This is a genomic window from Streptomyces sp. NPDC007346, from assembly GCF_040703535.1.
Lineage (GTDB): Bacteria > Actinomycetota > Actinomycetes > Streptomycetales > Streptomycetaceae > Streptomyces.
Genome location: NZ_JBEYKR010000197.1, coordinates 1 through 10,573, shown reverse-complemented (window position 1 = coordinate 10,573; position 10,573 = coordinate 1). Strand labels below are relative to the sequence as shown.

The 10,573-nt window shown below is 74.1% G+C and carries 8 protein-coding genes and 1 pseudogene; 2 read left to right on the top strand and 7 right to left on the bottom strand.

From position 1 onward, the window contains the following. Positions 1-95: 95 nt before the first annotated feature. Positions 96-1,064 (bottom strand): annotated as a pseudogene (locus AB0917_RS31505) (IMP dehydrogenase); the annotation flags it as partial. Between the two features lie 317 nt (positions 1,065-1,381). Between AB0917_RS31505 and AB0917_RS31500 the strand changes: the two are divergent. After that, complete coding sequence (locus tag AB0917_RS31500; RefSeq protein ID WP_366823114.1) at positions 1,382-2,449, top strand: terpene cyclase; 1,068 nt, start codon at positions 1,382-1,384, stop codon at positions 2,447-2,449. Positions 2,450-2,527: 78 nt separating this feature from the next. Here the strand turns inward: AB0917_RS31500 and AB0917_RS31495 are convergent, their stop codons facing one another. From AB0917_RS31495 to fmt, 4 genes are all read right to left on the bottom strand, one after another. Then, positions 2,528-3,523: a sugar-binding domain-containing protein gene (locus tag AB0917_RS31495; protein ID WP_366823113.1), complete on the bottom strand. Its 996-nt coding sequence runs from the start codon at positions 3,521-3,523 to the stop codon at positions 2,528-2,530. 132 nt (positions 3,524-3,655) lie between these two features. Beyond that, on the bottom strand, positions 3,656-4,339 hold the full coding sequence (gene rpe, locus AB0917_RS31490; RefSeq protein WP_366823112.1) for a ribulose-phosphate 3-epimerase: 684 nt from the start codon (positions 4,337-4,339) through the stop codon (positions 3,656-3,658). 148 nt (positions 4,340-4,487) lie between these two features. Then, positions 4,488-5,921, bottom strand: a complete 1,434-nt coding sequence (locus AB0917_RS31485; protein ID WP_366823111.1) for a transcription antitermination factor NusB — start codon at positions 5,919-5,921, stop codon at positions 4,488-4,490. A 130-nt stretch (positions 5,922-6,051) separates the two neighbouring features. After that, positions 6,052-6,984, bottom strand: a complete 933-nt coding sequence (gene fmt, locus AB0917_RS31480) for a methionyl-tRNA formyltransferase (RefSeq protein ID WP_366823110.1) — start codon at positions 6,982-6,984, stop codon at positions 6,052-6,054. Positions 6,985-7,280: 296 nt separating this feature from the next. Here fmt and AB0917_RS31475 point away from each other — a divergent pair, with 296 nt between their 5' ends. After that, the gene (locus AB0917_RS31475) at positions 7,281-7,847 is read left to right on the top strand and encodes a hypothetical protein (RefSeq protein ID WP_366823109.1); all 567 of its coding nucleotides are present in this window, start codon (positions 7,281-7,283) and stop codon (positions 7,845-7,847) included. 296 nt (positions 7,848-8,143) lie between these two features. Here the strand turns inward: AB0917_RS31475 and AB0917_RS31470 are convergent, their stop codons facing one another. After that, a complete protein-coding gene (locus AB0917_RS31470) occupies positions 8,144-10,288 on the bottom strand; it encodes a primosomal protein N' (protein ID WP_366823108.1) in 2,145 nt (714 codons plus the stop codon). Between the two features lie 122 nt (positions 10,289-10,410). Then, positions 10,411-10,573 (bottom strand): methionine adenosyltransferase domain-containing protein (locus tag AB0917_RS31465; RefSeq protein ID WP_366823115.1); only part of this gene is annotated, 163 nt, incomplete at its 5' end.

Genomic DNA, 10,573 nt, shown 5'->3' with positions numbered 1-10,573 from the left:
GCAGTCGACCATGGCCTGCTGCACGCTGTGCAGCTTGCCCTGGTGCTTGAGCCCTTCGACGCTGATCAGCTGCTTGCCATGCAGCGACGAGACGACTGCGGCCGGCCGACGCCGGTCATCATCCGGGTGGTGCACATGGCGCCGGGGCCGACGCCGACCTTGATGATGTCGGCCCCGGCCTCGATGAGGTCCCGCACGCCCTCGGCGGCGACTATGTTGCCGGCGACGATCGGGACCCGCGGGTCCAGGGCGCGTACGGCGCGGACTGCGCTGATCATGGACTCCTGGTGGCCGTGGGCGGTGTCCACGACGAGCGTGTCGACGCCCGCGTCCAGGAGCTGCTTGGCCTTGCCGGCCACATCGCCGTTGATGCCGACGGCGGCCGCGATGCGCAGCCGGCCCCGGTCGTCGGTGGCGGGGGTGTAGAGGGTGGCGCGCAGGGCGGCCTTGCGGGTGAGGATGCCGACGAGCCGGCCGTCCTTGTCCACGGCGGGGGCGAGCTTGCGGTTGGCACCGTCGAGCTTGTTGAACGCGTCACGCGGGTCGATGTCCGCGTCCAGGACGACCAGGTCCTTGGACATCACCTCGGAGAGCTGGGTGAAGCGGTCGACGCCGGTCAGGTCGTGGTCGGTGACGACGCCGACCGGGCGGCGGCCCTCGTCCACGACGACGCCCGCGCCGTGCGCCCGCTTGGGCAGCAGGGACAGCGCGTCGGCGACGGTCTGGCCGGGGGCCAGCTCGATCGGGGTGTCCAGGACGAGGTGGCGCGTCTTGACCCAGGTGACGACGTCCGTGACGACCTCGATCGGGATGTCCTGGGGGATGACGACGAGACCGCCGCGGCGGGCGACGGTTTCGGCCATCCGGCGGCCCGCGATGGCGGTCATGTTGGCGACCACGAGCGGGATGGTCGTCCCCGTCCCGTCGGGCGAGGTGAGGTCCACGGCCTGGCGGGAGCCGACGGCGGAGCGGCCCGGAACCATGAAGACGTCGTCGTACGTGAGGTCGTACGGGACGACGGAGGAGTCTGTGTAGCGACCGGTGCCCGGCTCAAGAAAGCGCATAACACTCATTTTTTCATACGAAACGGTGCAGGTCGTCTCCATGAAGACACAGCAAAAGACCCCCGCGTTCGTCTGTTCCTCCAAAAGGCTCTTGGAGGCCTCCAGGGAAGCGGTCGGGGGCCCTGGGCAAGGGGAACCTGCCTTACCCACGGACTCTACCCGAACGGGATTCGAATCATTCGTGATCACCATCCCTGGACCGGTGACAAGGGGTCAGGTAGCTTCAAAGCCGCAGGTCTCGGGGGTGGCCGAGGTGCCGTCGCGGCGCCTCGACACCCTCGGCACACCGTTTGACCGGAGAGGATCCAGATCCGCCTGTGGACAGCGAACTGCCGGACATCTACTGTCCGTTCCCCCAGCGGACCAACCCGCACGTCGGGCACACACGCGGTCACCTGGCCACCTGGATCAGACAGACGGGCCTGGTGCACCGCGAGTCCGCGATGAACCGCTTCGTACAAGCCGATTTCGGCGCGTTCGTCGGCATGGTCTATCCGACGGCCGGACCCGAGCACCTCGATCTGGTGGCCGACTGGTTCGTCTGGCTCTTCCTCGTCGACGACCAGCTCGACGACGGCCATCTCGGTCGCTCCCCCGAGCGGGTACGCACCGTGGTGGAGCGGATGCGCGCCGTCGTGGACGGCACCGCCCCGAGGCCCCTGCCGGGCGAAGAGCTGCCGGCCGCCGTGATCGCCCTGATGGACCTGTGGGAACGTACGACGCCGAATGCCGCGCCCCACTGGCGGACCCGGTTCGCCTGGCACCTGATCACCTACCTCACCACGGCCACCACCTGGGAGGCGGGCAACCGCGCGAACGACGTGGTGCCGTCGGAGGACACGTACATCGCCAAGCGGCGGCACACCGGGGCCATCCACGTCTGCATGGATCTCATAGAGATCGTCACCGGTATCGAGGCTCCGGAGTCGCTGCACAACGACCCCCGGTTCATCACCGCGCTGGAAGCCTCCTGCAACCACGTGTGCTGGGCCAACGACGTCTACTCCTTCGAGAAGGAGCAGGTGCTCGGCGAGATCCACAACCTCGTCCACCTGGTCCGCCACCACCGGGGGCTGGGCGAGCAGCAGGCGCTGGACCATGTCGCGGAGCGGCTGGCCCTGGAGACGGAGCGGTTCCTGACCGCCGAGGACGAGCTGCTGGAGATGTACCCGGAGCTGACCGGTCTGCTGGTGCCCTACCTCGAGGGGATGCGCAGCTGGATGCGGGGGAACCTGGACTGGTCGCGCCAGACGCCGCGCTACAACCCGGCGGACGTGGGCCAGTACGAGGAGCCCGACGAGTATCTGGAGGAGACCGTGCTGGGCATAGCGCCCGACCACGCGCAGGCGGCTCCGTGCGCGGCCGAGGCCCCGCGCCAGGCGTAGCGACCTCCGTACGGAAGAAGGCCGGGCACCCCTGAGGGTGTCCGGCCTTCGTCGGTCACGGCCGTCGCCGGCCCCGGGTCACTCGCCGTCCGGGTCGGCCCGCTCCAGCGCCGGGCGGACTCCGGCCGCCGACTCGGTGAGCAGGAAGTCGGCCGCGGCGGTGTCCGTCACCAGGCTGGTGACCAGGCCCGAGCGCAGTACGGCGCCGATCGCCGCCGCCTTGCGCAGGCCGCCCGCGATCGCCACCACCTCGGGGATCCGGCGCAGCCGGTCCGCCTCCACGGTGATGCAGCGCTCGCCCAGGTCCCGGCCGACCCGGCGGCCGTCGGAGTCGAAGAGGTGCGCGGACATCTCGGCGGCGACACCGAGGGAGGCGTAGTGGGCGCGCTCCGCGTCGGAGAGCATGTCGTGGACCGTGGAGATGCCCGGCTCCCAGGAGCCGATCGACACCGCGGCGACCGTCACCTTGTCGAAGTACTCGAAGGCGCGGGCGATGCCCGTCTGCTCGCGCAGCGCGGCCGCCGTCGCCGGGTCGGGCAGCAGCATGGGGGCGTAGATGGGGTGCGCCTCGCCGCCGGAGACCTGGGCCGCCCGGCGGACCGCCTCGACGGAGCCGCGCTCGGCGGTGCCCGCGTCGTAGACGCCGGTCAGCTGGACGACCGTGCAGGGCGGAAGCCGGTCCAGCGCCGCCGCCATATGGATGGTGGAGCGGCCCCAGGCCAGGCCGAGCACATCACCCTCGGCCACCAGCTCGCCGAGGAGGTCGGCCGCGACCTCGCCCAGGTTCTCCGGGTCGGGGGCGTCCTCCTGCTCCTCGGCCGGGGACTCGACGACGACCGCGTGGCGCAGCCCGTAGCGGGCGCGGAGCGCGTCGGAGCGTTCGGCGTCCAGCTCGGCCGGCACCCGGATCTCGATCCGTACGAGATCACGCTCCAGGGCTGTCTCCAGGACCCGGGCCACCTTGAAGCGGCTGACGCCGAACTCCTCCGCGATCTGGATCTTGGACTTGCCCTCCAGGTAGAACCGGCGGGCCATGGCCGCCGCCTGCACCAGCTCCGCGGGTCCCATCCGCATGGCTGACCGACCCGCCGAGATGCCAGACACCGCGATCTCCTCACTGCTGTTCACACGCCCGATACGCCTTCATCCTGTCAGATCCGGCGATCCTTGATCAGCCCCGTCGGGCCGCGTTCATCCGCCCTTTGCTCAGTGGCCGCACGCCCAGGGCGCGGCGGCCGTGACCGCCTCCGCCTGGGCCCGCAGGCCGCGTACCGCCGCCGCCGGGTCGTTGGCCCCGTACACCGCCGACCCCGCGACGAAGACGTCGGCGCCCGCCTCGGCGCACCGCTCGATCGTGGAGGCGGAGACCCCGCCGTCGACCTGGAGCCACAGCTCCAGGCCGTGCTTGCTGATCAGCTCCCGGCTGCGGCGGATCTTCGGCAGCATGATGTCCAGGAAGGCCTGGCCGCCGAAGCCCGGTTCGACCGTCATGATCAGCAGCATGTCGAGCTCGGGGAGCAGGTCCTCGTACGGCTCGACCGGCGTCGCGGGCTTGAGCGCCATCGACGCCCGCGCCCCCTTCGCCCGGATCTCCCGCGCGAGGCGCACCGGCGCCGCCGCGGCCTCCGCGTGGAAGGTGACCGAGCCGGCCCCCGCCTCGACGTACTGAGGGGCCCAGCGGTCCGGGTCCTCGATCATGAGGTGGCAGTCCAGCGGGGTGTCCGTGGCCTTGCCGAGCGCCTCGACGATCGGCACGCCGAGGGTCAGGTTGGGCACGAAGTGATTGTCCATCACGTCGACATGGAGCCAGTCCGCGCCTTCGACGGCCTTCGCCTCCTCGGCGAGACGCGCGAAATCGGCGGACAGGATGCTGGGGTTGATCTGCGCCATGACCCAAGCCTGCCACGTTCCGCGCCGGTTCCCCGCCTCGGCGGTCGCCAAAGCCTCACCCGGCCATCACAGTCCACGCATTCCCGGCATTTTGCCTGCGCTTTACCGTTCTTTTGCTGTCCGGTCCCGCCTTCTGACGGAACGATATTCAGCCGGTCCTGCGCAGCAGAGCCAGATACATGGCGTCCGTCCCGTGCACATGCGGCCACAGCTGGACGTCCGGCCCCTCCCCCAGCGCGGACACCCCCGGCATCAGCGGTCGGGCGTCGACCCACTCGGCCTCCACCGGCTCACCGCCGCGCCCCTTCAGTACGTCCTCGACGACCACCCGGGTCTCCGCGAGGTGCGGCGAGCAGGTCGCGTAGCCGACGACCCCGCCGACCCGTACGGCCTTCAACGCCTCGCGCAGCAGCCCGCGCTGGAGCGGGGCGAAGCTCTCCAGGTCCTCGGCGCGACGCCGCCAGCGGGCCTCCGGGCGGCGGCGCAGCGCCCCCAGGCCCGAGCACGGCACGTCCATCAGGACGCGGTCGAAGGTGCCGGGCAGCCACGGCGGGCGGGTGCCGTCGGCGGTGACCACCTGGTACGGGCCCGGGTTGCCGCCGAGCGCCCGCTCCACCAGCCGCGCCCGGTGCGGCTGCTTCTCGGCGGCCAGCAGGGTCGCGCCCCGCTCGGCGGCGAGGGCGGCCAGCAGGGCGGCCTTGCCACCGGGGCCGGCGCAGCCGTCCAGCCAGCGGGTGTCCCGGCCCTCCACAGGGGCGGCGGCCAGCGCGGCGGCCACCAGCTGGCTGCCCTCGTCCTGGACGCCCGCCCGGCCCTCCTGGACCGCCGTCAGCGCACCGGGCTCGCCGCCCTCGGCCATCCGTACGGCATGGGGCGACCAGCGGCCCGGCAGCGAGTTCTCCTCGCCCAGGGCCTCGACCAGCTCGTCGGTGGTGGAGCGGCCGGGGCGGGCCACCAGGGTCACCTCGGGCCGCTCGTTGTCGGCCTCCAGCAGGTCCTCGATCCCGGCGCGGCCCCCGCCGAGCGCGTCCCAGAGCGCCGAGACGATCCAGCGCGGGTGCGAGTGGACGATGGAGAGGTGGTCCTCGGCGTCCTCCTCGTAGGCGGGCGCGACCTTCTCCACCCAGCCGTCCAGGTCGTGCGCGGAGACCTTGCGCAGCACCGCGTTGACGAACTTCGCGCGCCCCTCGCCCAGCACCACCCGGGCCAGCTCCACACTGGCGGAGACGGCCGCGTGGGTGGGGATGCGGGTGCCGAGCAGCTGGTGGACGCCCATGTTGAGGACGTCGAGGACCGGCGGGTCGACCTCGCGGAGCGGCCGGTCGATGCAGGCCGCGACGATCGCGTCGTACGTGCCCTGGCGGCGCAGCGTCCCGTAGACCAGCTCGGTGGCCAGCGCCGCGTCCCGGCCGTCGAAGTCGCCCTTGGCGCGGGCCTTCTTCAACAGCGGGGGCAGGGCGAGGTTGGCGTACGCGTCCCGCTCGTCGACGGCCCGCAGCGCCTCGAAGGCGAGGAAGCGGACGGGGTCCTTCTGGGGACGGCGGTGGGGCTTGGCGGGACGGCGACGCGGCTGGTCGTTCACGTGAAAGGTGCTCCGCAGAGGGTGAGAGGGGCGAACCCTCCCAGCGTACGTCGCCGTCCCCGGGCGCCCGAACGGAAGGCGGGAGGCGTTCCCGGCCGCCCCGGCCCCCGGGCGGCGGCCCGGCGCGGGGTCAGAGACCCAGCAGTTCGCCGTGGGCGATCCGGACGCCGCGCGCCCAGTCGGCGGCCTTCATCGGCTTCTTGCCCTGCGGCTGGACCCAGAGCAGCTCGACGGCGTGCGACCCGGTGCCCACGTACACGTTGTTCTTCGCCGCCGACAGCTCACCGGGGGCCAGGTCGGTGCGGTCCAGGACGGGCGTCGCCTGGATGAGCTTGAGCCGCTCGCCCCGGAACAGGGTCCAGGCGCCGGGCGCGGGGGTGCAGCCGCGCACCACCCGGTCGACGCGCAGGGCGGGGGCCGACCAGTCGATCCGGGCGTCCTCCACGGTGATCTTCGGGGCCAGGGTGACGCCCTGGGGGGGCTGCTCCACGGCGTGCAGGGTGCCGTCCTCGATGCCGTCCATGGTGGCCGCGAGCAGTCCGGCACCGGCGAAGGCGAGGCGGGTGAGCAGGTCGCCGCTGGTGTCGGTGGGGCGGATCTCCTCGGTGAGGACGCCGAAGACCGGGCCGGAGTCCAGCCCCTCCTCGATCAGGAAGGTCGAGGCACCGGTCACCTCGTCCCCGGCCATCACGGAGTGCTGGACGGGCGCCGCGCCGCGCCAGGCAGGCAGCAGCGAGAAGTGCAGGTTGACCCAGCCGCGGGCCGGCACGTCCAGGGCGACCTTGGGCAGCAGGGCGCCGTAGGCGACCACCGGGCAGCAGTCCGGGGCGATCTCCCGCAGCCGGGCGAGGAACTCCTCGTCGCGGGGGTTCGCCGGCCTGAGGACCTCGATCCCGGCCTCCGCCGCCCGCTCGGCCACCGGACTGGCCACCAGCCGGCGGCCGCGCCCGGCGGGGGCGTCGGGACGGGTCACGACGGCGGCCACCTCGTGGCGGTCGGAGGCGATCAGGGCGTCCAGGGCGGGGACGGCGACCTCAGGGGTGCCGGCGAAGACGAGCTTCATGGGTGGCTGACTGCCTCTCGGGCTTCTCGGACTCTCGGGCCCTGCGGGGGCCAGGACGTACGGTGACGAGCAGCACACCAGTCTAGGGGCTCGCCCCGGAACGCTCCCGGCCCGCCTGCTGCGATCGCACGGCGGCCAGGGGGCGCACGCGCGCCGCGCACGCCCCGTGCACAGGCACATACGCCCCGATAGCGTGACCACACACCCGGCTCGGGCGTTGGTCAAAGGAGATTGACCGAAGCGGGCCGCCCCGATGCGGCCCGATCCCTTTCAACGCCGGTTCGAGAGGCTTCTTCATGGCCGACCACGCAACCCACGACGCCCAAGCGCGGGCCAGCCTGCATCTCCTGGTGCGGGACATCGAGCGGGTCCGGCGGCAGGTGGACGCGCTGCGCACACTCACCGCTCAGCTGGGCAACGTCTACCGTCCGCGCCGCTCCGGTCCCTCCGCGGGCTTCGTCGTCTACGGCAGGGCCCCGGCCCCCACCGTCCGCCTCGCCCAGGAGCTGCGGGACAGCGTCGAGACCCTGGTCACCGCCGCGGTGGACTTCGACCGCTCGCTCGGCTTCTCCTGGGACGCGGTGGGCTCGGCGCTGGGGGTCACCAAGCAGGCGGTGCACCGCCGTTACGGCACGCGCCGGGCCACCGCGCAGTCCGCCACCCCGGCGAAGACCGAGACCACGCCGACGCCCCGCCCGGTCTCCGTGGTCCCCGGCCTGCCGGGGACGTCCTCCGGCGGCGCCGTCTCCCCGGTGCCCTCCGTACCCGCGGCCCGCTCGATGCCGCCGCAGCCGTCCACGGGCCAGCAGCCCGCCCGCGAGGAGCTGCGCCCGGGGGCCTTCCCCGGCCCGCGCAACGGCTGACCGCACGCCCGTCTGCCCGTCTGCCCTGCCCCGCCGCGCCGGTCGCGGCAGGGCGGCCCCGTGCGGGGCGCTACGGCGCGGATACGGCGCTGTGGCGCGGTAGGGCACTCTGACCCAGGTACGGCAGTACGGCACTGTGGCGCAGGTACGGCAGTACGGCGCTGTGGCGCAGGTACCGCAGGACGGCACTGCGGCGCAGGTACGCGACTGGAGCGGCGGTCTCCCCGGCCCGCCGCCCCACGCCCGGCCCCGTCTCCCTGCCCGGCAGGCTCTCGGACGCCACCCGACCGGGCCCCTCAGCCGATGTCCGGCGGATCGATCCTGATCCGCACCTGGTCTCCCCCGCCCTTGGCCGTACGCGCCGCCTGTGCCGTCTTCAGGGCACCGGCGAGCGCCGCCCCGCGCCCGGGGACCACCCGGACCAGAACGCGCTCCCAGCTCTCGCCCGGCGGCGCGTCCGACGGTCTGCGCGGGCGCCCCGGCTCGGCCGAGGGGACCGGCACCGGGCCCAGGATCTCGGCCTCCGGCGGCAGTCCGGCAGCCGCGAGGAAGGAGGCCAGGGCCTCGGCGGGGCCCGTCACCGACGCCATCCGGGAGACCGGCGGGAAGCGCAGCTCGGCCCGGTCCGCCAGCTCCCGCCGGGCGAAGCCGGCCGGGTCCCAGCGGACCAGCGCCTGCACCGGGCGCAGCGTCGGCTCGGCGACGATCACCACCGTGCCGCCCTCCTCCTGCCCCCGCACCAGGGCCCCCGCCGCCGTCCACCGGCGCAGCGCCTCCTCCCCCGCCCGCAGGTCGGGCCTGCCGAGCATGGCCCAGCCGTCCAGGAGCAGCGCCGCCGCGTACCCGCCCTCGGCGACGGGCTCGGCACCGGGGGTGGAGACGACCAGCGCGGGGGCGGCGGGCACCGCGTCCAGGACGTGGTCGCGCCCCGAGGTGCGGACGGGCACGGCGGGAAAGGCCCGGCCCAGCTCCTCGGCGGTGCGGCGGGCGCCGACGATCTGGGCCCGCAGCCGGTGGGAGCCGCACTCCGCGCAGTGCCAGGCGCGCTCGGCCTGCCCGCACCAGGCGCAGTTCAGGTCCTGCTGGTCCGGCGCCTCCAGGGGGCCGGCGCAGTGGCGGCAGCGGGCGGGGGTGCGGCAGCGCTCGCAAGCGAGGCGGGGGGCGTACCCCCGGCGGGGCACCTGGACCAGCACCGGGCCGCTGCGCAGGCCGTCGCGCACGGTCTGCCAGGCGAGGCTGGGCAGCCGGGCGGAGCGGGCGGCGCCGTCCCGGGCCAGCTCGCCGTCGCCGACCGTACGGATGAGGGGGGCGGCCCGGCGCAGCTGCTCCCGGTCCGCGATCAGGGGCAGCGCCCAGCCGCTCTCGACGAGCTGGGCGGCCTCGACCGTGCAGCTCGTCCCGCCGAGCAGGAAGGCGCACCGGCCCTGGGTGGCCCGCAACTCCAGGACCTCGCGGACGTGCGGGAAGGGGGCGTTGGTGTCGCTGTGGCTGGAGTCCCCGTCGTCCCAGACGGCGACCAGGCCGAGGTCCCGCACCGGGGCGAACATGGCGGCGCGGGTCCCGACGACCGCCCGGACCGAGCCCCGGCGCACCGCGAGCCACTGGCGGTAGCGCTTCTCGGGGCCGGAGTCGGCGGTGAGCAGGGCGTGCCGGCCCGCACCGAGCAGCTCGGTCAGGGCGGCGTCGATCCGCCCGGCGACCCGCCCGTCCGGGACGACGACGAGCGCGCCGCGCCCCGAGGAGAGCGTCGCGGCGACGGCTCGGGCGATCTCGGCGGGCCAGTGGGGCCCCGGCAGGGCCGTCCAGACCGCCCTGGGCGCACCGCCCTCGGCCAGGGCGCGGAGGAAGCCGGGGCCCTGTGCGTACCGCTCCCAGGTGCCCGGCTCCGGGGGCGGGGGCGGCGGCAGCGGCTGGGGGGAGGGCTTGGACTCGGCGCGGCCGTTGCGGGGCGGGACGGCGAGCTGGAGGACGTCGGCGAGGCTGCCCGCGTACCGGTCGGCCACGGCGCGGGAGAGGGCGAGCAGCTCGGGCCCGAGGACGGGCTCCGGGGAGACCACGTAGGCGAGGGCGGCCAGCGTGCCCTGGTAGTCGGACTCGGCGCGGCGCTCGACGATGAACCCGTCGATCAGGCCGCCGCCCTCGCGCCGCCCGCCCTGGACGTTGTGGCGTCCGGCGCCGAACCGCACCCGGACCCGGACGCCCGGCTGGGCGTCGGCGTCCAGCTCCTCGGGGACCGCGTAGTCGAAGAACTGGTCGAGGTGGAGGACGCCCTTGTTGACCAGCACCCGGGCCACGGGCAGCTGCCCGGCCAGCGCGGCGCCGCGCCAGGTGCGCGGCTTGGCGCGGGGCACCTTGGCCTGGCGCACCGTCTCCCGGATCAGCGCAAGCTGCTCCGGCGCCCCGGCACCGGGTTCGGCGGACTGCTCGTTCTCGCTGCTCACAGCCAAATTCCTACCAGACGGCACTGACAGCGACGGCCGCGCGCAGCGGCGGGGCCCGGCCACCGCGTTCGGTGTCCGGGCCCCGCTGTCATGCTTGGTACGACGCTGTGACCTGACCGGTCCTAGAAACCGGCGGCCGCGCGGAGGGCGTCCACGCGGTCGGTGCGCTCCCAGGTGAAGTCGGGCAGCTCACGGCCGAAGTGCCCGTACGCGGCGGTCTGGGCGTAGATCGGGCGCAGCAGGTCGAGGTCGCGGATGATCGCGGCCGGGCGCAGGTCGAAGACC

Excerpts from the sequence above, each read along its gene's own strand:
- rpe (WP_366823112.1), bottom strand. The coding sequence starts at position 4,339 with ATGGCGCAGATCAACCCCAGCATCCTGTCCGCCGATTTCGCGCGTCTC.
- AB0917_RS31475 (WP_366823109.1), top strand. The coding sequence starts at position 7,281 with ATGGCCGACCACGCAACCCACGACGCCCAAGCGCGGGCCAGCCTGCAT.
- AB0917_RS31495 (WP_366823113.1), bottom strand. The coding sequence starts at position 3,523 with ATGCGGATGGGACCCGCGGAGCTGGTGCAGGCGGCGGCCATGGCCCGC.
- fmt (WP_366823110.1), bottom strand. The coding sequence starts at position 6,984 with ATGAAGCTCGTCTTCGCCGGCACCCCTGAGGTCGCCGTCCCCGCCCTG.